At 60.7% G+C, this 22,107-nt stretch carries 25 protein-coding genes; 10 read left to right on the top strand and 15 right to left on the bottom strand.

Features of this window, described 5'->3' with window-relative positions:
- Positions 1–75: 75 nt before the first annotated feature.
- Positions 76–576 carry a protein-export chaperone SecB gene (gene secB, locus ACVDG9_RS25725; RefSeq protein WP_447239316.1) on the bottom strand — a complete coding sequence of 167 codons (501 nt, stop codon included), beginning with the start codon at positions 574–576 and terminating at the stop codon, positions 76–78.
- 198 nt (positions 577–774) lie between these two features.
- Here secB and ACVDG9_RS25720 point away from each other — a divergent pair, with 198 nt between their 5' ends.
- From ACVDG9_RS25720 to ACVDG9_RS25705, 4 genes are all read left to right on the top strand, one after another.
- On the top strand, positions 775–2,181 hold the full coding sequence (locus tag ACVDG9_RS25720) for an ActS/PrrB/RegB family redox-sensitive histidine kinase (RefSeq protein ID WP_023002410.1): 1,407 nt from the start codon (positions 775–777) through the stop codon (positions 2,179–2,181).
- A gap of 15 nt (positions 2,182–2,196) precedes the next feature.
- Entirely contained in the window at positions 2,197–2,754 is a 558-nt protein-coding gene (locus tag ACVDG9_RS25715; protein WP_031269958.1) for an ActR/PrrA/RegA family redox response regulator transcription factor, read from the top strand.
- Between the two features lie 100 nt (positions 2,755–2,854).
- Positions 2,855–4,741: a VHL beta domain-containing protein gene (locus ACVDG9_RS25710; RefSeq protein ID WP_447239315.1), complete on the top strand. Its 1,887-nt coding sequence runs from the start codon at positions 2,855–2,857 to the stop codon at positions 4,739–4,741.
- A 176-nt stretch (positions 4,742–4,917) separates the two neighbouring features.
- Positions 4,918–6,606 (top strand): methyl-accepting chemotaxis protein, encoded by a 1,689-nt coding sequence (locus ACVDG9_RS25705; RefSeq protein WP_447239314.1) that lies wholly within the window; start codon positions 4,918–4,920, stop codon positions 6,604–6,606.
- Positions 6,607–6,684: 78 nt separating this feature from the next.
- Here ACVDG9_RS25705 and ACVDG9_RS25700 read toward each other — a convergent pair whose 3' ends face one another.
- Positions 6,685–7,263, bottom strand: coding sequence for a TetR/AcrR family transcriptional regulator (locus ACVDG9_RS25700; protein ID WP_152505041.1), 579 nt, complete (start codon positions 7,261–7,263; stop codon positions 6,685–6,687).
- 169 nt (positions 7,264–7,432) lie between these two features.
- On the opposite strand from ACVDG9_RS25700, the gene ACVDG9_RS25695 reads away from it, so the two are divergent.
- Positions 7,433–7,831 (top strand): RidA family protein, encoded by a 399-nt coding sequence (locus tag ACVDG9_RS25695; RefSeq protein ID WP_228932008.1) that lies wholly within the window; start codon positions 7,433–7,435, stop codon positions 7,829–7,831.
- Positions 7,832–8,011: 180 nt separating this feature from the next.
- Positions 8,012–8,836 (top strand): alpha/beta fold hydrolase, encoded by an 825-nt coding sequence (locus ACVDG9_RS25690; protein WP_447239313.1) that lies wholly within the window; start codon positions 8,012–8,014, stop codon positions 8,834–8,836.
- A 21-nt stretch (positions 8,837–8,857) separates the two neighbouring features.
- Here the strand turns inward: ACVDG9_RS25690 and coaA are convergent, their stop codons facing one another.
- From coaA to hisB, 8 genes are all read right to left on the bottom strand, one after another.
- Complete coding sequence (gene coaA, locus ACVDG9_RS25685; protein WP_023002417.1) at positions 8,858–9,823, bottom strand: type I pantothenate kinase; 966 nt, start codon at positions 9,821–9,823, stop codon at positions 8,858–8,860.
- 63 nt (positions 9,824–9,886) lie between these two features.
- The gene (locus tag ACVDG9_RS25680) at positions 9,887–10,210 is read right to left on the bottom strand and encodes a phosphoribosyl-ATP diphosphatase (protein WP_023002418.1); all 324 of its coding nucleotides are present in this window, start codon (positions 10,208–10,210) and stop codon (positions 9,887–9,889) included.
- A gap of 24 nt (positions 10,211–10,234) precedes the next feature.
- A complete protein-coding gene (hisF, locus tag ACVDG9_RS25675) occupies positions 10,235–11,014 on the bottom strand; it encodes an imidazole glycerol phosphate synthase subunit HisF (RefSeq protein ID WP_023002419.1) in 780 nt (259 codons plus the stop codon).
- Positions 11,011–11,754 carry a 1-(5-phosphoribosyl)-5-[(5-phosphoribosylamino)methylideneamino]imidazole-4-carboxamide isomerase gene (gene hisA / locus ACVDG9_RS25670; protein WP_447239312.1) on the bottom strand — a complete coding sequence of 248 codons (744 nt, stop codon included), beginning with the start codon at positions 11,752–11,754 and terminating at the stop codon, positions 11,011–11,013. The genes hisF and hisA overlap by 4 nt, the downstream gene beginning before the upstream one ends.
- Positions 11,755–11,760: 6 nt before the next feature.
- The gene (locus ACVDG9_RS25665) at positions 11,761–12,048 is read right to left on the bottom strand and encodes a DUF1330 domain-containing protein (RefSeq protein WP_023002421.1); all 288 of its coding nucleotides are present in this window, start codon (positions 12,046–12,048) and stop codon (positions 11,761–11,763) included.
- Positions 12,049–12,072: 24 nt separating this feature from the next.
- Entirely contained in the window at positions 12,073–12,726 is a 654-nt protein-coding gene (gene hisH / locus ACVDG9_RS25660) for an imidazole glycerol phosphate synthase subunit HisH (RefSeq protein WP_447239311.1), read from the bottom strand.
- Positions 12,723–13,226, bottom strand: coding sequence for a DUF2628 domain-containing protein (locus ACVDG9_RS25655; protein ID WP_031269963.1), 504 nt, complete (start codon positions 13,224–13,226; stop codon positions 12,723–12,725). The genes hisH and ACVDG9_RS25655 overlap by 4 nt, the downstream gene beginning before the upstream one ends.
- Before the next feature lie 15 nt (positions 13,227–13,241).
- The gene (gene hisB, locus ACVDG9_RS25650) at positions 13,242–13,835 is read right to left on the bottom strand and encodes an imidazoleglycerol-phosphate dehydratase HisB (protein ID WP_447239310.1); all 594 of its coding nucleotides are present in this window, start codon (positions 13,833–13,835) and stop codon (positions 13,242–13,244) included.
- 178 nt (positions 13,836–14,013) lie between these two features.
- Here hisB and ACVDG9_RS25645 point away from each other — a divergent pair, with 178 nt between their 5' ends.
- Both ACVDG9_RS25645 and pyrF read left to right on the top strand, forming a co-directional pair.
- Complete coding sequence (locus tag ACVDG9_RS25645; RefSeq protein WP_075283227.1) at positions 14,014–14,862, top strand: SDR family NAD(P)-dependent oxidoreductase; 849 nt, start codon at positions 14,014–14,016, stop codon at positions 14,860–14,862.
- A gap of 75 nt (positions 14,863–14,937) precedes the next feature.
- Positions 14,938–15,729 (top strand): orotidine-5'-phosphate decarboxylase, encoded by a 792-nt coding sequence (gene pyrF / locus ACVDG9_RS25640; RefSeq protein WP_447239309.1) that lies wholly within the window; start codon positions 14,938–14,940, stop codon positions 15,727–15,729.
- Here the strand turns inward: pyrF and ACVDG9_RS25635 are convergent.
- From ACVDG9_RS25635 to rocF, 3 genes are all read right to left on the bottom strand, one after another.
- Entirely contained in the window at positions 15,673–16,224 is a 552-nt protein-coding gene (locus ACVDG9_RS25635; RefSeq protein WP_139314178.1) for a hypothetical protein, read from the bottom strand. The two genes, pyrF and ACVDG9_RS25635, sit on opposite strands and share 57 nt — an antisense overlap.
- Positions 16,225–16,502: 278 nt before the next feature.
- On the bottom strand, positions 16,503–17,588 hold the full coding sequence (gene ocd, locus ACVDG9_RS25630) for an ornithine cyclodeaminase (protein ID WP_228870570.1): 1,086 nt from the start codon (positions 17,586–17,588) through the stop codon (positions 16,503–16,505).
- Between the two features lie 11 nt (positions 17,589–17,599).
- Positions 17,600–18,541, bottom strand: a complete 942-nt coding sequence (gene rocF, locus ACVDG9_RS25625; protein WP_447239308.1) for an arginase — start codon at positions 18,539–18,541, stop codon at positions 17,600–17,602.
- Between the two features lie 130 nt (positions 18,542–18,671).
- Between rocF and ACVDG9_RS25620 the strand changes: the two genes are divergently transcribed.
- Together ACVDG9_RS25620 and ACVDG9_RS25615 are read left to right on the top strand one after the other, a co-directional pair.
- Positions 18,672–19,133 (top strand): Lrp/AsnC family transcriptional regulator, encoded by a 462-nt coding sequence (locus ACVDG9_RS25620; RefSeq protein ID WP_023002430.1) that lies wholly within the window; start codon positions 18,672–18,674, stop codon positions 19,131–19,133.
- Positions 19,134–19,294: 161 nt separating this feature from the next.
- On the top strand, positions 19,295–20,212 hold the full coding sequence (locus ACVDG9_RS25615; RefSeq protein WP_075283231.1) for a methylated-DNA--[protein]-cysteine S-methyltransferase: 918 nt from the start codon (positions 19,295–19,297) through the stop codon (positions 20,210–20,212).
- 243 nt (positions 20,213–20,455) lie between these two features.
- Here the strand turns inward: ACVDG9_RS25615 and ACVDG9_RS25610 are convergent, their stop codons facing one another.
- A complete protein-coding gene (locus tag ACVDG9_RS25610) occupies positions 20,456–20,818 on the bottom strand; it encodes an endonuclease domain-containing protein (RefSeq protein ID WP_447239307.1) in 363 nt (120 codons plus the stop codon).
- 11 nt (positions 20,819–20,829) lie between these two features.
- Entirely contained in the window at positions 20,830–22,092 is a 1,263-nt protein-coding gene (locus ACVDG9_RS25605) for a hypothetical protein (RefSeq protein ID WP_447239306.1), read from the bottom strand.
- Positions 22,093–22,107: the final 15 nt, after the last annotated feature.

Raw genomic sequence — 22,107 nt, 5'->3', positions numbered from 1 at the left:
GATAGTCTTTCGGGCAAACAAAAACCCGCCCCGGTTGCCCGGGACGGGTTCTGTAAAACTATGGTCTGACTGGCCTTAGTTCGGCTTCTGCTCGGTTGCCTGCTGGGCAGCGGCCTGCTGGGCCATGTTCTGGCGGTAGAGCTGAGCGAAATCGATCGGGTCGAGCATCAGCGGCGGGAAGCCGCCGTTACGGGTCGCTTCGGAAAGGATGTTGCGGGCGAACGGGAAGATCATGCGCGGGCACTCGATCATCACGAACGGATGCATGTGCTCTTTCGGCACGCCGGTGATCTTGAACAGGCCTGCATAGACCAGCTCGACGTTGAACATCACCATGTCCGGGCGCTCGGCCTTGGCATTCAGGGTCAGGACGACTTCAAACTGGTCGTCGTTAACCTGCTGGGCACCGACGTTGACGTTGATGTCGAGCTTCGGCTGATCGCCCGGTCCCAGGGAACGCGGCGCATTCGGGTTTTCGAAAGACAGGTCCTTGATGTACTGGCCAAGGATGTGCATGCCCGGCGCTGCTGCGCTTTCCGCCTGCGGCTGAGCGCCGCCGTCATTGGTGTCGGTCATCATCTCATTCCGTTGCGCGGTGCTGATCTGAAATGAAGAGCTATTAAATCCCTCCGGCTGGCCGCCGGCCCGCGTGATCCGGACAGCCGTGTTAGCGGGTGGCTACCACTTACGCCTTGTCGGCACAAGAGCCCCGGCCTTGCCAGCCGCCGGAATCCGCTTCAAAAGAGGGAAGTTGCCGTTCTCCAAGAAGTCCAGATGCACGAACAACCGACATCCAATATCACCCTGCCGCACCGGCGCCTGAAACTCGACACGCTGGTGCGCCTGCGCTGGCTTGCCGTGGGCGGCCAGTCCGCAGCGCTCCTGGTCGTGCATGTCGGTCTGGGCTATCCGACGCCGGCCGGACCTGCCTTTGCCATGGTGGCCCTGTCCGCCTGGCTCAACATCTTCCTGAAGATCCGCTGGCCCTCGGCCATGCGCCTGTCGGAACGCGCCGCAGCCCTGCAGCTTGCCTATGACATCCTGCAGATGAGCGGGCTTCTGTTCCTGACCGGCGGTCTGGGCAATCCATTCGCGTTCCTGCTGATGGCGCCGGTGATGGTGTCCGCGACGGGCCTTTCGGCCCGTTACACAGTGATCCTCGGCATTCTGGCCACGGTTTGCGCCAGCCTGGTTGCGGTTTTCCACCTGCCTCTGCCATGGCCGGTGGGTGACGACTTCTCGCTTCCGATCGTCTATTCCGTCGGCATCTGGACCGCGCTCGTCTCCACGCTCGGCTTCATGGCGATCTATGCGTTCCGGGTGGCCGAAGAGGCCCGCCAGATGGCGGACGCGCTTGCGGCAACCGAACTCGTGCTTGCCCGTGAGCAGCATCTCAACGCGCTTGACGGGCTGGCAACCGCGGCCGCGCATGAGCTCGGCACGCCGCTTGCCACCATCTATCTGGTGGCCAAGGAACTGACGGACGAATTCGAGGCGAGCGACCCCAGGGCCGAGGACGTGGACCTGATCCGCTCACAGGCCGAGCGCTGCCGGTCGATCCTGCGTCAGCTCACGAGCCTGTCGAGCGAGGAAGACCGGACCTACCAGCGCATGCCGGTGTCGCAACTGCTGGAAGATGTTGTCGACCCGCACCGGGGCACGGGCGTTGCGATCCACTCCACCGGGTCCGGTACCGGCGCCGAGCCGGTGGGTACACGAAACGCGGCAATCCGTTACGGACTTGGCAACCTGCTGGAAAATGCCGTCGACTTCGCCAAGACCCGCGTCGATGTGTCCGCCAGCTGGGACGAAACGACACTCTCGATTTCCATCAAGGACGACGGCCCCGGTTTTTCAGTCGAAATTCTGGGCAAGATCGGCGACCCCTACGTTTCCGTGCGCGGCGGAAAGTCGCCGCAACGCGGCACCGGCGGAGGGCTTGGTCTTGGCATCTTCATTGCCAAAACCCTGCTGGAACGCACGGGTGCCAAGCTGCATCTGGAAAATTCGGCCCCACCCCAGACAGGGGCTCACATCCGCGTAAGCTGGCCGCGCAAGGTGTTTGAACAGGACGGCAGAGTGGACGAAACGGCTTTTTCACCCCATAACGGCAATAAAGCGCAAACAATGCATGCTGTGCCCGTGAATCCATCCGGGGTGCAGGAGAAGACGCAAGAATAAGACCGGTAGAGCCAAATGACGGACCAGACACCTGCCCTGAACAGTTCGGAGGACATGACCCTCCTGATCGTTGACGACGACAAGCCGTTTCAGCAGCGCCTCGCACGCGCCATGGAAAAACGCGGCTTTACGACGGAAACAGCCGACAGTGTTCAGGACGCAGCCGGCAAGATTGCCCAGAATGCCCCGGCCTTCGCCATTGTCGACATGCGGCTTGAAGACGGCAACGGTCTTGATGTCATCGAACAGCTTCGCCAGCGCCGTCCGGATGCCCGCGCCATCGTGCTGACCGGATACGGCAACATTGCCACTGCGGTCACGGCGGTCAAACTGGGGGCCATCGACTATCTCGCAAAGCCCGCCGATCCGGACGATATCGTTGCAGCGCTTGCGCGCAAGCCCGAAGACAAGGCGCAACCGCCGGAAAATCCGATGTCGGCCGACCGGGTCCGCTGGGAGCATATCCAGCGGGTGTACGAGCTTTGCGACCGCAACGTTTCGGAGACCGCACGCCGGCTGAACATGCACCGCCGAACCCTGCAAAGGATCCTGGCAAAGCGCGCGCCGCGCTGAGAAAGCCGGGGCTTCCCGCCATTGCGGGCTTGCCCTTAGACTGCCACTTTGCCTAAGTATTCCCAAACGGTGCCAACCTGCGCTCCCACGGAGATCGCTTATGCGGCTTGATGCTGCCCATGTTCTTGTTACCCCCGCGCTGAAATCCGGCCTGCTGGCCGCGTGCAGTGTGGTTCTTATGATGTCGGCTTTGCCTGCACAGGCTCAATCGGTTCCCGAAACCGTGCGCATCAACGTGGAACCGCCGCAACCCGGCATCCGGTCCATCACCGTGAACAAGAAATACCGGCCGATCATCAGCCGCGACGACAAGGGTGTGGTCATCGACACGATGGGCAGCGACAACAAGTTGCCGCCCTGTGACGTCAAGCTTGAAGTCACTCTGGAAAACAGCCGCGTCCTGCATCGGGATGCCAGCTTCTGCTCCGGCGGCACGCTTGTGGTCGACGTCTCGAACGACGGCAAGCCGGGCGCGGTCGCCCGCATCGTCGGCACAACTTCCGGAACGGCCGCCGGTCCGGTTTCCAATGCCCCGGCGGCAACACAGTCTTCCCAGCAGGATCGACCTGCCGAAGGACAGCAGACCGCTTCCAACTCCAACGGATCATCGACCCCATCCGTTGAGGAAATCAATCCGCCTGCCGAAGAGGGCGGATTGAAGCCGCTCGACCAGGTCGATACTCCCATTTCCACACCTGGCACCGAAACGGCCTCTTTGCCTGATGACATCGACACGGTAACCGGTGACGGTTATCCGGGTGCCGCCAATTCCGAACCGGTTCTGGTGAGCCCGAACGAGGCGCGCGAGTGGCTGGCCGAACCGGGTACGCAGCCCGGAACACCATCGCTGCTGCAGCACGCCGTTGCGCAAACCGACGACCGGGATTTCCGGGCCGATTGCACCACTCAGTCCGGGTTTGCCAAGATCACGTTCCAGCAGGCTCCCGCCGGACTTCTGGAAGGCATGCCGCAGGCAGTGCGCATTTCCGCAGGCGAATTCGACAGCGTCTACAATGCTTTCGGCTCCTCCAGCGCCAATGAAGCCGGCATATCGCTGCCCGAAGTCAATATTGAAATGACCGACCCGCTGTGGGAGGCCATGATCAAGCAGTCTGCCCTGTCGATCGCGGTCGAAGGTCTGCCTGCACACGAAGTTTCCCTGAAAGGCAGCGCCAACCCGGTGCGCCTGTTCGTTGCCACCTGCGCCCAGCCTCAGCAGATCGTTTCAGACGATGCCTACGGCAGCGGTGCAGAAGAAGCGAACTCGGATCTTTCCTGCTCCGAGGCCGGCCGGGTGCGGTCGGTCGAAGCCGTCCGGCCTGGTCAGATCGTGTTCCGCAACGCCAGCCGTCAGCCCATCGAAGTGAGCTGGGTGGATTACCGCGGTGGCGAGCGGCCCTACGCGCGCCTGGAACCGGGGCAAATCCTGGAACAGCAGACCTATGTTTCCCACGCCTGGACCGTGCGCGGCTCCAGTGGCGAATGCCGGGGTATTTATGTCACCAAGACCCCGTACAGGGAGGTCGTGATCAACGGACCGGCGAACTTCGGTGCCCCCGGTAACAACGGCTTTGGTAACAACGGATTCGGCAACAACGGCTTCGACAACAATGGCGGCACCTGGGGAGCACCCAACGGTGGCGGCTTCGACGGTCAGCCCGGCAACGATTTCCCGTCCGGCCCCGTCCCCCCGGGATCCATCGAAGGCTCAAACCAGCCGAATTTCCAGCAACAGCAACAGCAGACAGCTCGCGCCAATGTGGCCGATTACCTGTGCACCGCCGGCATTGACCTGAATGTCGTGTTTTCGCCGGACATGCAGTCCGCAACCGTTGCCGAAATGGGCTATGGCGCCGTCACCCTGCAGAGACAGGGCAGCGCCAACACGTTCTATTACGAATCCCAGGGGCATGTGCTGAAGGGCCAGGTTCAGAATGCCACCTGGTCCCGTCCCGGATTGCGGGACGTGTTCTGCGCCCGCAGATAGATTTCAGACACGCCTGTAAAAAACGACAGGTTTTATACTTGGTAGAAATCCGGACTGTCTGACAGTTTTCGGTGCCCTAATCGTTTTAAGGGCATAAATCTGCTGTCTTCTTAAGCATTTGGTCAATTATTGAGAGGAAATCTTGTCGGACAGAGTTCGATAGGAATCACTTAACCATGTCCTTCGCCCGTTGGCCCATTACCTGGAAGATCAGCCTCCCGATCGCAACCATCCTGCTGTTCACAGCCGCGATCTGCGTGGTGAGCCTCAACAGCCTCTATTCGGCGATGTTCGCCGAACGTCTCAAGAAGATCGAGGAAATTTCAGATAGCGCGGTTTCAATCGCCGCCTATTACCACGGCCTGGAAAAAAGCGGGCAGATGAGCCGCGAGGAAGCGCAGACCGCAGCCCGCGCCGCCATCGGTGCCATCCGGTTCGAAGGTGACAACTATGTCTTCGCCTATGACTACCAGGGCATGAACCTGGTTCATCCGAACGCAAAGCTCGTCGGCACCAACATGCTTGGCTTTTCCGACAAGACGGGTGTCAAGATCGTTGCCGAACTGATCAAGGATGCCAAGGCCGGCGGCGGATCGCTGCTTTACTACTGGCCGCGCGCGAACGGCGAGGTTCCGGTTGAAAAATACGGCTGGGGATCCGGCTTCGAGCCGTGGGGCTGGATGGTCGGCACGGGGGTTTATGTTGACGATCTCGACGAAGCCTACTGGAGCGCTGCCACCGCGATCATCGCCCTGGCTCTGGTCGGCGCTCTGATCGCCATCGGTATCGCTGTCGTTGCTGTTCGCAACACGGTCCGCCCGCTGCGGGCTCTGACCGGCAACATGAGCCTCCTGGCCGAAGGCAACACCAGCATCACGATCGACGGTACCGACCGCGGCGACGAGATCGGCCAGATGGCAAGCGCCATGGAAGTTTTCGTCCGGAACGAAGCTGCACGGCGCGAGCTTGAAGAGCAGCAGAATTCCAGCCAGGAAGACGCTGCCCGCAAGGGAGCGGAGATCCAGCAGCTCAGTGGTGATTTCGACCGTCAGATCATGGAAATGCTCAACATCATCGACAGCTCCGTGCAGAACCTGCAGGCTGCTTCCGCCGACATGACCGGCGTCGCGGCACAGACCACGGAACAGAGCGGCCGCGTTTCCAACGCCTCCTCCCAGGCAGCCCACAACGTTGAAACCGTTGCGGCGGCGGCGGAAGAACTGTCGGCCTCGGTCAACGAAATCCGCCGTCAGGTGCAGTCTTCCAGCGAGATTGCGGCCCGCGCTGCCGGAGAAGCCCAGGCAACCAACCAGCGCATGCATGGCCTTTCCGAAAGCGCCAGCCGCATCGGCGAGGTCGTGAACCTGATCCAGGCGATCGCCGAACAGACCAACCTCCTGGCGCTTAACGCGACCATCGAGGCGGCACGCGCAGGCGAAGCCGGCAGGGGATTTGCGGTCGTTGCGGCGGAAGTCAAGGAGCTGGCCACCCAGACCTCCAAGGCAACCGAGGAAATCTCGAGCCAGATCACGGCGATCCAGGATGAGACCGGTCATGCGGCCAGCGCCATTTCCTCGGTTACCGAGATCATCAACAACATGAACGAAATCGCCTCGTCCATCGCCTCTTCCGTGGAAGAGCAGGGCGTTGCGACGCAGGAAATCGCCAGCAACGCGACCGAAGCTTCGCGTAGCACGGTTGAAGTGACCACGAACATCGAGACCGTTGCAGCGGCTGCCGAAAACACCCGCGATACCGCGGAAAAGGTCGATAGCTCGGCCCAGCAGCTGAAGGAAAATGCTTCGATGCTGCGCAATCAGGTCGGTACCTTCCTGCAGGAAGTCCGCAAGCGCTCCGTGGCCTAAGGTCCGGACACCAGACTCAAAAAGCCCGCAGTCCCTCAAAGGCTGCGGGCTTTTTCGTGTCTGCTTCCAAGTGGTATGTCAGCCCGGCGGGGTCGTCAGAAGGCCTTCTCCAAGAACCTTGAAAGCGTCGATCGCCTTCTTCAGGTCCGCTTGCGGGTCATCGCTTGCCGCAATCCAGAGCGCGGCATTGAAGGCAGCGCCGTTCAGAAGCCGCGCAGCGGCTTCCGCGTCAACGGGTTTTACCAGGCCTTCGGCGATCAGACGTTCAAGCGCACTTGTCGTTGTCTGCAGGCAAACATTCTGGCTCGGCCATTGTGACGGATCGCCAAGTACGGATGGTCCGTCCAGCAGCACGATACGCTGCACTTCCGGCTTCAGAGCCATCTCGATATAGGCGATGCCTTCTGCCATGAGCGACTCCCATTCGCTCCCGCCAAGCCGGCTGGCGGCTTCCTTGGCTTCGGCTGCTATTTCGCCATCGAGCTGATTGACCACCGCCTGCAGAAGGCCCTTCTTGTCTCCGAAATTGTGATAAAGCGCGCCGCGCGTCAGGCCGACAGAAGCGGTCAGTTCATCCATGGACGCAGCCGCGTAGCCCTGTTCGGCAAAGGCTTTTCGCCCTGCCGCTATCAGCTTCGCCCGCGTTTCCTCCATCATTTCGGCTCGTTTTCCCGGCGCCATCCTTACCTCGCAAATTCGCATACGCCGCGTATGCCAGTTGACATACGCTGCGTATGTGAGTTATTCACATACGCAGCGTATCTCAATAAGCGCTCCCCGTTAAGCCCGGTTTCACACCGAAACTCCAACCTTGAAAGAACTGAACATGACCAAGAGCCAACCCGTTTTCCCGGAGGGTCGTCACGCCCTTTATGACACGCATAAATATTCGGCCGCTCTTCGCTCCGGCGATCTTCTTTTTGTATCCGGTCAGGTCGGCAGCCGCGCAGATGGCACGCCTGAACCAAACTACGAAGATCAGGTGCGCCTGGCCTTTGAAAACCTGCAAGCCGTGCTCAAAGCAGCTGGCTGCGGACTGGACGACATCATCGACGTCACGACCTTCCACACGGACCCGGAAAACCAGTTCGAGAGCCTGATGAAGGTGAAGGACGAGGTTTTCGAAGAAGCGCCTTATCCGAACTGGACGGCTGTCGGCGTCAACTGGCTGGCCGGTTTCGATTTTGAAATCAAGGTCATCGCCCGTATCCCCGACGCCACCTGACACTTTTTCGGCAGACCTGCCTTCCGGGTTCATCGAGCCTGAAGGCAGGCCGGACCGAAACCAGCCCTTCAACGGTTGCAAGCAGCAATGTGGCACACCACGTGCGGAAGGCGCTGGGAGACGGGCGCCTGACCTTCTCCAGCGCATGTCAGCCGATGCATGCTCAATGGAGACCAGGTTATGAACGACACCACGAATTGGCACCTTTCCGAAGAAATCCGGACGTCTGCCGGTGTCGTGATGGCAGGCCGGGCGGGTGAAGGGCCGTCGCTGGTGCTCGCACACGGCTGGCCGTGGTCGTCCTGGTCCTGGCATCGGCTCATTCCGGAACTCTCCAGGAAGTTCCGCGTCCACTGGTACGACATGCCTGGATACGGCCAGTCGGCAAAGTCAGCTGAGCAACGCACATCCCTCGACATTCAGGGCAAGGTCTTTGCCGAAATGCTCGATCATTGGCAACTCGAACGGCCATCGGTCGTAGCCCATGACTTTGGCGGGTCAACAACGTTGCGGGCGCATCTTCTGCACGGCTGCGATTTCGAGAAATACGTCTTGATGAACGTCGTTGCCCTCAGCCCCTGGGGGTCGGAGTTCTTCGATCACGTCGGCCGCCATGTGGAAGCCTTTGTCGGGCTCCCGCCGCATATCCACCGCGCGGTTGTCGATGCCTATATCGGCGGCGCCCTTGTCAACGAAATCGGGGCCGAGGCCCGCGCGGCACTGGCTGACCCCTGGCTGAGCGAAGAAGGCCGCGGCAGCTTCTATCGCCAGTTCGCCCAGGCAGACGAAGCCTATACCAACGAGATCGAACCGCTTTACGGCGACATCCGGTGCCCGGTGAAGATCCTTTGGGGAGAGGACGATCCGTGGATCCCGATCGACCGGGGCCGGGCTCTGCACGCCGCCATTCCGCAGTCGACATTCGAAGCGCTGCCGAACGCCGGCCACCTGCCGCAACTCGAGGTGCCGGATCTTGTTCTGGCCAAGCTGGGTGCCTTCCTCTGAGGGACAGGCGTCAGCTGCAGCTCAGATCTTGCGCAGGGCGACCTTGGCAATCTTGTGACTGGAATCCTTGGTCAGGATCAGGTCGGCGCGAGGCCGCGTCGGCAGGATGTTTTCGCGCAGGTTGACCAGGTTGATGTCGTTCCAGATGCGATTGGCGGTCGTGACGGCTTCCTGATCCGTGATCCGCGAATACTTATGGAAATAGGATCCCGGATCGCGGAAGGCTGTCTCGCGCAGGCGCATGAAGCGGTCGACATACCAGTTCAGCAGCAGGGTTTCATCGGCGTCGATATAGACCGAGAAGTCGAAGAAATCCGAAACGAACGGCACCGCGCGCCCGTCCTTGGGCAATTCGCGCGTCTGCAGCACGTTGAGACCTTCGACAATCAGAATATCGGGCCGGTCGACCGTCACCGTGTGGCCGGGCATGACATCGTAGTAGAAGTGCGAATAAACCGGTGCCCGGACGAACCGCTTGCCTGCCTTGATGTCCGACAGGAATTTCAACAGACGTGGCCTGTCGAAACTTTCCGGAAAGCCCTTCTTGGACATCAGCCCTTCGGCTTCCAGCACCGCGTTTGGATACAGGAACCCGTCGGTGGTGATCAGGTCGACCTTGGGGCTGGCCGGCCAGCGGGCCAGAAGCTCACGCAGCACGCGCGAGGTGGTCGACTTGCCGACCGACACCGACCCGGCAACACCGATGATGAACGGCGTCTTGCCGTCACGGGTGCCGAGGAAGTTCTGCGTTGCCTGAAAGATGCTGATGGTTGCTTCGGCATAGAAGGCAAGCAGACGGGAGAGCGGCAGGTAGATTGTCTCGACCTGCTCGATCGAGACCGGCGCATTGAGGCCCTGCAACTGGGCCACCTCATGCGCATCCAGCGTCATGGGCGTGTCCGCACGCAGTCTTGCCCACTCGCGCTCGGTGAACACCTGGTAGGGGGACAGATCCATGTCCAGGGCCGTGGCGACTTTCTGATCCATTACTTCGCAGTTCCTGCTGCGCGGCTGAACGCCGGATCCGGTACAGAGCCTGCAGGCCCTGGATTATTCCTGAGGCCGGGACGCCTTTTCTTCCAGTCCGGTCTGTCCCGTACGGCTCGCAAGCTCCTTCATAACATCCCCGAGGGGGACATTGGAGACATTGAGAACCACCAACAAGTGATAAAGCACATCGGCGGCCTCGGCCGTCAATTCCTGCCGGTCCTTCTGAACGGCGGCAATCGCCGCCTCAACCGCTTCTTCCCCCAGCTTCTGGGCGCATTTGGCAACGCCCTTGTTGACGAGCTTGCGCGTATAGGACTTGTCGTCCGCGCTATTCGCACGTGCAGCAATAATGGCGTCCAGATCTTCCAAAGTGAAGTCGGTCATTCGGCTAGTTCCCTTGAGGCCGTTTCAGGCGTCGAGGCGCATCGGTACGCCGGCGTCGTTCATGTAGTGCTTGGCTTCCTGAATGGTGTATTCGCCAAAGTGGAAGATCGAGGCGGCCAGCACCGCAGTGGCATGGCCATCACGGATGCCTTCCACCATGTGGTCCAGGTTGCCGACACCGCCCGAGGCGATCACCGGCACCGGCACCGCATCGGCAATCGCCCGGGTGAGGGCGATATTGTAGCCGGACTTGGTGCCATCCCGGTCCATGGACGTGACCAGCAGTTCACCGGCGCCCAGTTCGACAACCTTCCTGGCGAACTCAACAGCATCGATGCCGGTGGCATTGCGGCCGCCATGGGTGAAGATCTCGAATTTTTCCGGTTCGCCCGGAGCGTTGACCTGCTTCGCATCGATGGAAACGACGATGCATTGCGCGCCGAATTTTTCCGCTGCTTCGCGCACGAAATCCGGATTGGTAACGGCCGCCGTGTTGATCGACACCTTGTCGGCTCCGGCAATCAGCAGCTTGCGGATGTCTTCCACCGTGCGCACGCCGCCACCGACGGTAACCGGCATGAAACAGGCCTCGGCCGTGCGCCGGACAACGTCGTAGATCGTGTCCCGGCCCTCGTGACTGGCGGTGATGTCGAGAAAGCAGAGCTCGTCCGCCCCGGCCGCGTCATAGGCCTTGGCGGCTTCCACCGGATCACCGGCATCGACCAGATCCACGAAGTTGACGCCCTTGACGACACGGCCGTCCTTGACGTCGAGACAGGGAATGACACGGGCTTTCAAGGTCATGATGCTTTGCTCCGCGCGGCCAGGATCAATTCCATGGCTTCTTTCGGATCGAGACGGCCGTCGTAGAGCGCACGGCCCGAGATCGCCCCTTCCAGGATAGCGCAGTCCGGCTCCAGCAGGCGGTGAATGTCGTCGATCGACGCAAGGCCGCCCGAGGCGATGACCGGAATGGAGACGGCGCGGGCAAGGTCCAGCGTCGAGGGAATATTGAGACCCTTCAGGACGCCGTCACGATCGATATCGGTGTAGATGATCGCCGCAACGCCTGCATCCTCGAATTGCCGGGCAAGATCGACTGCGGTAAGTTCGGACGTTTCCGCCCAGCCCTCGACCGCGACATAGCCGCCCTTGGCATCAATGCCGACGGCAACCTTGCCCGGGAACTTGCGGCAGGCTTCCTTCACCAGGTTCGGATCGCGCACGGCAACAGTGCCCAGGATGACGCGGCTGATGCCCTTGTCCAGCCAGGTTTCGATATGGTCCAGCGTCCTGATCCCGCCACCCAGCTGCACCGGGTTCTTCGTTGCCCCCAGAATGGCATCGACAGCCGCGCCGTTGACGCTCTCGCCGGCGAACGCGCCGTTGAGATCGACCACATGGAGCCATTCGAAGCCCTGATCCTCGAACGCCCGGGCTTGCGCGCCCGGGTTGTCGTTGAACACGGTTGCCTGGTCCATGTCGCCCAGTTTCAGGCGAACGCACTGGCCATCCTTCAGATCGATGGCGGGAAAGAGGATCATGTCGCTTTAAATTCCTTCAACGATGACGATTTCGCCATCGGCTACCTTCTGGCGGATTTTCACCGCTTCCTGATATTCCGGCGAATTATAGCAATCAACCGCGTGCTGGAAGCTCGGAAATTCGATGATGACGTTGCGCGCCCGGCCCGGGCCTTCGATGGCATCGGTCTTGCCGCCGCGGGCAAGGAAATTGGCGCCGAACCGCTCGAAAGCGGGCTTTGCCGTTTCCACGTATGCCGGATATCCGTCGGCGTCATGCACGTCGACACGGGCGATCCAGTAACCTTTGCTCATGTTGGCCTCCCAGGCGCTTTAAGATTAAGGGGTCCAGTCCAGGAAATTGGCGATCAGCTCCAGACCGAGCCGTTGGCTTTTTTCCGGGTGGAACTGGGTGCCGATCATGTTGTCCTTCGCCACCATGGCGGTGAAGGTGCCGGCATAGTCGAACGTTGCCAGGCGGTCTTCCGCCCTGGCGCAGGCAAAGTGGAACGAGTGCACGAAATAGGCGTGCAGGCCATCCGGTCCCGTTTCCAGCCCCTTGAAAACCGGGTGGCTTTCCGGGCGGACCTCAATGGTGTTCCAGCCCATGTGGGGGATTTTCAGCGTCTTGTCTGCCGGTTCCATGGCTGTAACGTCGCCTTCGACCCAGCCAAGACCTTCAACGGTCTCGAATTCCAGGCCGCGGCTTGCCATCAGCTGCATGCCGACGCAGATGCCGAAGAACGGCTTGCCGTCCTTGCATACGACCTGTTCCAGCGCCTCGGGCATGCCTTCGACAGCCCACAGGCCGCGCTTGCAGTCGGCAAAGGCGCCGACACCCGGCAGCACGACACGGTCGGCCTTCAGTACCCTTTCGGGGTCGGACGTCACGATAACGTCGGGCGTGTGGGCGTGGGCACGGGCCGCGCGCTCAAACGCCTTTTCGGCCGAGCGCAGGTTGCCCGAGCCGTAGTCGATAATCGCAATTGTCATTGACGGGTCTCCGGACCGAGGGTCAGGCCCACCACCTGCTCGCTACCAATCCTCGGGATGATCGGTTGGGAGGCGGGGCGCTGTTGCCGGTCGATTTGAGGTCTGGGCGGCGACACTCGGTCAGCCGCCTTGTGGAGAAATCGGAGTTCGGCTTCGCTCTTGTTGTGCGCGTCGACGATGCCGACAACGCGCCAACCCTTGCGCTCCAGCGACCAGCGGCGCAGCGCCTGGGCCTCGAGGCCGAACAGGATGGAGGTGAAGAGGGCAACGACGGCCATGGCTTCCTGACTGACGGACAGCGCCAGCAACTCGATCACCAGCGTCGCGGCGAGATAGCCAAGCAGCACCAGCCACATGCGGTTGACCAGCAGCCAGATGACGGCAAACAGGAACGCAAGTGTCGAGAAGCCGTCCGGAACGAAGGCGAGCCTGTCGGTCTGGCGAGGATCGCCAGCCACGTCTTCGAATTCTGGCGGAGCCATCACAACATATGTGCTCATGCGCCGTTTCCTGCCCTAGCTGCCGAGCTGGCCCTTGGTGGTCGGAATGCGGTCTGCCTGCCGCGGATCGATCTCCACCGCCTTGCGCAAGGAGCGCGCAACCGCCTTGAAGCAGGTTTCAGCGATGTGATGGCAATTGGAGCCGTAAAGGTTGGCAATATGAAGGGTAATCCCGGAATTCATCGCGAATGCCCGGAAAAACTCCTCGAACAGCTCCGTGTCGAATTCACCGATCTTGTCCCGGTCGAAGGTGACGTCCCAGACCAGGAAGGGACGGCCGGACACATCCAGCGCGCAGCGGGTCAGCGCTTCATCCATGGCAAGATGGGTATCGGCATAACGGGTGATGCCCGCCATGTCGCCCAGCGCTTCGGAAATTGCCTGGCCCAGCGCAATGCCGGTATCCTCGACCGTGTGGTGAAAGTCGATATGAGTGTCGCCATCGGCACGGGCCTTGATGTCGATCAGCGAATGTCGCGACAATTGCTCCAGCATATGGTCGAAGAACCCGACGCCGGTCTGGACGTCGTATGCGCCCGTCCCGTCCAGGTTGATCTCGACCGAGATGCGGGTTTCCTTGGTATCGCGCGATACACTCGCTGTGCGCATGTGCTGATGCCCCGTGGATAATGGGAAAGAAGAACCGCGGTGTTGTAGCAGCCTGAACCGTCTAAGAAAATAGCGGTTTCATAGTGAAAGGGTTCTGTGGCCGGACTATCTTGCAGACAGGCAAATCGGCATTCGTCTGTCGCCGCGTTCCTGAAATCCATTTTGGGGGAAATCCATCATGTACAAAAAAGCCATTTCAGAAGGCGGGATTGCCGTCGTTACCGGTGCTGCCAGCGGCGTCGGACTGGCCGCTGCCACCCGCTTCGCCCAGGCAGGACTGGGCGTCATTCTTGCCGATCTGCCTGGTCCGGCCCTTGAAGAGGCAACGGAAAAGGTGCGTGCCGCCGGTACGGTCGGTGTCGATATTTTCGCGGTTCCGACCGATGTCGGTGACATGGCGCAGGTGGAAGCCCTGGCCGAGAAGGCTTTTCAGACCGGGCCCGTCGCGGTCCTGATGAACAACGCCGGCATCAGCCTGCCGACCTCTGCCTGGGAGGACTTCGACAACTGGGTCCGCCTTATGGACATCAATTTCTACGGCGTCCTGCGCGGTGTCCATGCCTTCACGCCGCGCCTGATCGAGGCTGCCCGCCCGGCGGTCATCGTCAACACCGGATCGAAGCAGGGCATCACGACACCTCCGGGAAACCCCGGCTACAACACCACCAAGGCAGCCGTGAAAGTGCTCAGCGAACAGCTTGCCCATGAACTGCGGCAGGCCGGAGCGCCCATTTCGGTGCATTTGTTCGTTCCGGGGTTCACCTACACGGGCATGACCGCAAGCCATTTTCCGGAGAAGCCGGACGCGGCCTGGACCAGCGAGCAGACCGTCGATCATTTCATCGAACGGATGTCAGCAGGCGATTTCTACATCCTGTGCCCGGATAATGATGTCGACAGCACCAGGGACAATCGCCGGGCAGAATGGGCCATCGGCGATATCATTGAAAACCGGCCGCCGCTGTCGCGCTGGCATGACGACTACAAGGATGCCTTTGCGGAATTCGAGCGAACAGGCAAGGCGTAGTTCTGGGTAGTTCTGGCGCTGGGCGATCCTTGGTGCTATGCACTGGCACCTGCCCCAAAATCCGAGGATCTGCCCATGCCGACCAGCCCTTTCTCCCCGAAAACCGCTCTGGACCGCCTGATGCTGCCTGTCGACGTGCCGACGGTTGCCGAGGCCGAGAAGCTGGTAAAGCAGACTGAAGGCAAGGTCGGTGTCTACAAGATCGGCATGGAACTCCAGTTTGCCGGCGGGTTGGAATTCGCCCGTGACCTGGCGCGTGACGGCAAGAAGATCTTTCTGGACGTCAAGCTGCACGATATCGACAACACCATCGAAAAGGCCGTACGCAATGTCGCCAAGATGGGCATGACCTTCATGACCCTGCATGGCTACCCGAAAACCATGCGTGCTGCCGTGAAAGGCCTGCGGGAAGAAGGGAATCCCGATCTATGCCTGCTTGGGGTGACGGTGCTGACCTCCATGGACGAGCAGGACCTGGTCGATGCAGGGTATCGCGGCCCGATTGGCGATGTGGTGGAAGCGCGGGCGAAGGACGCCCTTGTGGCTGGCATGGGCGGCATCGTCTGCGCCGCCACCGAAGCCACAAAAATGCGCACCATCCTTGGAGACGAGCTTGTGATCGTCACCCCCGGCATCCGCCCTGCCGGCAGCGATGCCGGAGACCAGCGCCGGGTGATGACCCCGGCGGACGCGATTCAGGCTGGTAGCGACTACCTGGTGGTCGGCCGCCCGATCAGCCGGGCCGAAGATCCGGGTGCGGCGGCCGATGCCGTGGTTGCCGAAATAGAAGAGGCGCTGAACCTGCCGCCGCTAGTCGATAACACCGGTAACCGGAAAGCCGCATCCTTCGGCAACTTTTCGATATGACGCGGTAAATCCGCTCAGGGAAGCGGTATAGATGAGGCCGCTCGGTCCGACGATATCGATCTGCCCGTTCCGTTGCATCGCCTGCAGGACGCGCTGAGCGTCCTCGATCGGGAAATAGGTCTGGGCGACGGCGAAACCGTCTTCATCGAAATAGGCTTGGACCGTTGCCTGCGCGCTGTCGCCGTCATCAAAGACGAAATTGACCTTCTGGTCATTCTGAAGAACCGTCGCATGGCCGCGGACGGCACGTTCCGTCAGCTGGACACCGGGGAAGAAGTCCGGCGGCAATGCATCGCTGTTGGACGTCGCAAAGCCTACGGTGGGCAGGCCGTCGCCGCCGGTCCACATGGTGCAGTTGATACGAAAGTCTTCGCCCGTATCAAACGACTGAATCTCTACATTCCAGTCCTTGTAGGAAAAATACTGTTCCTTGGCCTGAACAGCGGAAGCGGCAAGCAGGCCGAGTCCGAGGCCGGTCAAAATTCTGAATGTCATCAAAAAGTCCCCGAAAAGGTAGGATGACGCCAACTCAACACCGAAAACCTTAAAATACGTGACTGATGTCAGGCGTTTTTTGACATCACCCTTGTCGGGTCCCACTTCCTCCCCTGAACCACGCGAACCGGGTTCCGCTATGCTTTCCCGGGATGACACAAGTACTTTCCGGAACCGTTTCTTTCCCTGGAAAGCAGGGGTAGCGGCCGGTTGACCAAGGCCAGAAAAAACCACCGCCGAAGCGGTGGTCCAGTTTGCTACAATCACGTGATCTGAGGTCACGCTGCCTGGTTGTCTCCATTGGCCGCAGACCGGAGAACCATGCCGTAGAGGTCACGCGGGTCGTCCGGATCAGCCAGCAGGTCGAGCTTCTCGAAGTGACCGGTTCTGGGCAGAAGATCGCGGACGTAGCGCAGGGCGGCAAAGTCCTCGATGGCAAAGCCGACGCTGTCGAACAGCGTAATCTGGTCCTGCGAATTGCGGCCTTCTGCCTTGCCGGCGTAGACCTGCCAGAGTTCGGTAACCGGATGATCGCGGTCGAGCTGCTGGAATTCACCCTCGATATGAGTCTGGTCCGGGAACTCGACAAAGATATCGGACCGCAGCAGGATATCGCGATGCAGCTCGGTCTTGCCCGGGCAGTCGCCGCCGACCGCGTTGATGTGAACGCCGGTGCCGACCATGTTGTCGGTCAGGATCGTCGCCGATTTCTTGTCCGCGGTTACGGTGGTGATGATCTGCGCGCCTTCGATCGCATCTTCCGGCGTCTTGCAAATGGTCACGTTCAGGCCGGAATTGGCGAGGTTGCGGGCAAGGCGCAAGCTGGCGGCGCTGTCGATGTCGTAGGCGCGGATGTCGGTGATCCCGAGCATGTCCTTGAACGCCAGGCACTGGAAGTCGGACTGTGCGCCATTGCCGATGATCGCCATCGTGGTGGACCCCTTGGGTGCCAGGTATTTGGCGGCAAGTGCCGAGTTGGCTGCCGTGCGCAAGGCCGTCAGGATGGTCATCTCGGTGAACAGCACCGGATAGCCGGTCGTCAGGTTCGACAGAACACCGAAGCCGGTAACAGTCTGCAGACCATCACGGGTGTTGCCGGGATGACCGTTGACATACTTGAAGCCGAAGGTCTTGCCGTCACTGGTCGGCATCAGCTCGATGACACCCTGAGGCGCATGCGCCGGAATACGCGGTTTCTTGTCGAAGCTTTCCCATCGCAGGAAATCCTGCTCGATATATTCGGCGATGCCACGCATGAAGGTTTCGACACCAATCGCGCGGACATTGCGCATCATGTTGTCGACGCTGACGAAGGGCACATAGGCCAGATCCGACGGCAGGAGATTGATGGGGCTGTTTGACATTGTTCGGTCCTCTAGAAGCTTCTTGTCAGCCGGTCGAAGACCCGGCGACCAAACAGGCTGCCGGTCAGTTCGACCATCAGACGCGCGGTTTTTCCGCGTTCGTCCAGGAAGGGATTGAGCTCGACCAGGTCGAGAGAGGTGACGAGACCACTGTCATGCAGCATCTCCATCACCAGATGGGCTTCGCGGAAGGTCGCGCCGCCCGGAACGGTGGTGCCGACGGCCGGGGCGATTGACGGATCCAGAAAATCGACATCCAGGCTGACATGCAGAAGGCCGTTTTCGGCCTTTACGCGCTCCAGAAACGGCTTCAGAAGAGTGCCGATGCCTTCCTCGTCGATCCGGCGCATGTCGCTGACACCGACGCCGTGGCTGACCAGCAGGTTGCGCTCGGCATCATCGATCGAGCGAACGCCGAGGATCTCGACATTCTGCGGCTTCAGGGTGTGTTCCAGCGGGCTGCCGAGCAGATCGTCAAATCCGGGCAGGCCGCACAGAAACGCGAGCGGCGTGCCGTGAAGGTTGCCGCTGGCGGTGCTGTCCAGCGTGTGAAAATCCGAATGCGCATCGAGCCAAAGCACGAACAACGGGCGCCCGAGTGCGGCTGCCGCCCTTGCCTGACCCGAAACGGTGCCCGCCGCCATGGCGTGATCGCCGCCAAGATAGATCGGAAAACCGGGGCCTTCGCCAAGTTCCGCCGCCTTCTGGTGGAGCGCCCGGGTCCAGGCAACATAGGCGCGGTAATTCCGCAGTATCCTGTTGGGAGGGGTGAGGCTGCCAACTTCCGCCGGGCTCAGATTTCCGTGGTCGACGACCGAATGGCCGAGTTCCTGCAGAGTCTCCTGCAGGCCGGCGGTTCGATAGGCGTCCGGACCCATGAGGCAGCCGCGCTGACCGGCGCCTTCATCCACCGGAGCTCCAACCAGCACAATCTGTTTCTCAACGACGTTCACGTCCTGCTCCGCCCCAAAATTCAACTATCAAAAGTGTGCTGAAACGCCGCGGCGGAGTAAATCCGGACACTTGATCAAAAGAGCAGCCAGATTTATCATTTTGATAAGCTCAATTTATCGGAATGGAAAAATGGACGATCTGGATCTTCGATTGATCTCGCTTCTGCGCCATGACGGGCGAAGGTCAGTGTCCGAATTGGCAGGTGATCTGAAAGTCTCGCGCGCCACCGTGCGCTCTCGCATGGAGAAGCTGGTCGACACGGGAGAAATCCTGGGATTTACCGCCGTCCTGCGCGACGACTGGCGCGATCTGCCGATCCGCGCGGTGACGCTGGTGGTCGTAGACGGTCACAATACCGAACCGGTGATCCGCTCGCTCAGCGCCATGACGGAGGTTCGCGCGATCCATTCCACAAACGGCAAGTGGGATCTGGTACTGGACGTCGCCACGCGCGATCTTGCTGCCTTTGACGATGCACTCAATCGCATTCGCCTGATCGAGGGTATTACCGGCACGGAGACGAGCCTGCTTCTGACCACCCGCAAGGGACCGGCGGTTTCGGCCAGCGAATTCAAGGATGTTCTGGGGTAGGAACGCCAGTCCCGGTTTCTGTGCCGTCATTCCGGCCGAGTGAAGCGAAAACTGGTGCCAAAGCGCCAAGGATCTTGATGCGGATCGCAAATCGGGTCGATCCCCTGTTGTTCGCCGACTAAGATCGGAGCAGACTTCAAGTTCAGCATGAAGAAACCGCCATGACCAAAGCGCTCGACCTTACCAGCCTGACGTCCGAACCAACCCCGATCTCCATCGGCGAGGAGGCTGCGCAGCACTACGACGTCGTTCGCCGCACCTTGAAGCGGATCACCGAGGACTGGCGCGAGCAGCCCACGCTGGACCAGCTGGCCAGGGAAGCCGGTCTTCAACCCATCCAGCTGCAACGTGTGTTTTCGCGCTGGGCCGGACTGACGCCGAAGCAGTTCCTGCAGGCAATCACGCTGGATCACGCCAAGGCGCTGCTGCGCGAGTCCGCCAGTGTTCTCGACGCAACCTACGAAGTGGGCCTGTCCGGATCCGGCCGGCTGCACGACCTTTTCGTCACCCATGAAGCCATGACGCCTGGCGATTACCGCAATCGTGGCGCAGGTCTTTCAATTGCCTACGGCTTTCATCCATCCCCCTTCGGCCAGGTTCTGGTGATGGCCACCGACAAGGGTTTGGCCGGCCTGGGATTTGCCGATCCGGGCGAGGAAACTTCCGCCCTGGAAGACATGTGCGAGCGCTGGCCCGCAGCCGTTTTCGTCCAGGATCAGGATGCGACGGCGCAATTTGCCCGGCGCGTCTTCGATCCGAAAAAGTGGCAAGAGGACCAGCCGCTCAACATCGTTATGATTGGTACCGATTTTGAAATCAGGGTCTGGCAAACCCTACTGAAGATCCCGATGGGCAAGGCCACCACCTACTCCGACATCGCCGCCTGCCTCGGCAACCCGAAGGCATCCCGCGCTGTCGGCACCGCAGTCGGCCGCAACCCGCTCTCCTTCGTCGTCCCCTGCCACAGGGTGCTCGCCAAAGGCGGCAAACTCGGCGGCTACCACTGGGGCCTCACCCGCAAACGCGCCATCCTAGGCTGGGAAAGCGGCTTGTCCGGGCCGGTTCTGGAGTGTGTTTGAGGGGGGCAAATTACTGCTCCCAGTGAACAATGAACCTCACATTCACCCGAATGACATCAAGCAAGACCCCCACCCCTAACCCTTCCCCACAAGGGGGAGGGGGATACCGCTGACGATGTTGCAATTTCCGAACTGACCCAGCCGAAAATATTTGGAACTTCCTCAAATGATCGCCTGGTTCCCTTCCCCCTTGTGGGGAAGGGTTAGGGATGGGGGTAAACGGCGAAGCCGTAATCTCACTTCTCAGTCCAGACCCAACCACCTCCGGATGTCGAGTACTACTCCTTCCAGATTTTCATCAACTTCCAAGGACGAATAGCGCAGGATCCGAAATCCTTCCGCGCCCAGCCAAGCGGCCCGTCGTTGATCATGTTGCAATTGGTCTGGCTGATCGTGAATATCGCCATCAATCTCGATCACGACCTTGCGTGAGAAAATGACAAAGTCTGCCACATACGGCCCGATCGGCGCCTGACGCCGGATGTGGATGTTGTCGGCCTTCAGTTCCCGTAATACACGCCACAATGCTTTTTCGCCCTTCGTCTGATCAAGACGAAGCTTCCTGGCAAGCTTTCTCGTGCTTGCGTCAATCTGTGTCGGTGCCAAGTTAGCCGACCCTAAAACACCGGCCCCTTCGGCATCGGATAGTTGCCGGTGATTTCCCAGCCGAATGCGGCGATGCGTTCGGCGGCCATGGGTGTGACGTCGCCCGTGATCAGGAAGTCGACGCCCGTTGGCGGGAAGGGCAAGGTGCCGAGGCCTTCGTGCATGGCGGAGAAGGTCTGCGCCACGGTCTGGGTCCAGGCCACATGATCGAAAGGCATGACGATGGCGGCGATGCCGTCACGGCGCAGGGCAACGGGGATGCCGGACACCAGCTTGATGTCCCCCAGCGGCGAAACCGTGCTGTTGTAGGTTTCCATGAGAACGACACGACGAAGCTGAAAATAGGCAAGATCCCGGCTGTCGGCATCAGCCGCCTTTTCGGCAATCAGGTAAAGGTCCTTCACACCGGGCATTGCCTGCATCTGATAGGCGATCGCGGCCTTTTCCGAAGCCGTGTAGAACGGATTGCCCATGAGCTTGGCGTTCGTCACCTCGGGCACGCCCACGGCGCGCAGAACGCTTGAGGTGCGTTCCTGCAGCTCGGTCGGCGTGCTGTCGACGATGAGATTGCGGAAATTGTCTGCCTGCCGTGCGGCGTTGACGATGATACCGCCGGGCAGGAGGCTGGTAATTGCGCTCACCGTCCAGTTGCCTGCCGTGGTCACGCTGGCGGTTTCGTCGAGCTTTTCCGATAGCGGCCGGTAGAACGTATAGGGGTCGACACCCACATCGACCGCAAGTTCTCGCCGGGCCTTGGCCTGGCCGGTGATCGACTTGGCAAGTTCCGCCGGAGATCCGCCCTTGCCGCTGACAGCGGCCTCGACACCCTTGGTGAGGCGGCCGAACATGCGGCCGACACCGGAAACGGTGTTCTTTGCGGTTCCCACAGGGTCGGTCACCGTGCTTTCGACAAACTCGACCGGCTTCATGGCCGCCTGCTTGAGGCCGTCAACGAAGCTTGCGTCGTTTTTCAGACTGTCGAGGGCAATCAGCACCTGGATTTCGTGCAGGCGCAGCTTGAGCATGCCGTCGCCTTCGATCTGCTCGACGCCGAGATCGGTCTGAACCTGGTAAATCCGCAGGAAACCGTCGCCGCGCACCGGCGAAAGTACTGCATAGCCGGGGCCGAGTTCCTTGCCGTCGAGAAGTGTGGCCGGATCCTGCTCCGGTGGCGTCTCATATTGTTCGGTGAGCGCGTTTGCAGGCACGCTCAAGAGCAGAGCGCCCAGGAAAGCGCCTGCAAGCATTGGGCGACAGGTTTCAAAACCGAACATTCAGGGCCTCCTCGG

Source organism: Roseibium sp. RP-7, from assembly GCF_053005225.1.
The sequence above is the reverse complement of the archived record's forward strand: the minus strand, read 5'-3'. Positions and strand labels throughout refer to the sequence as shown.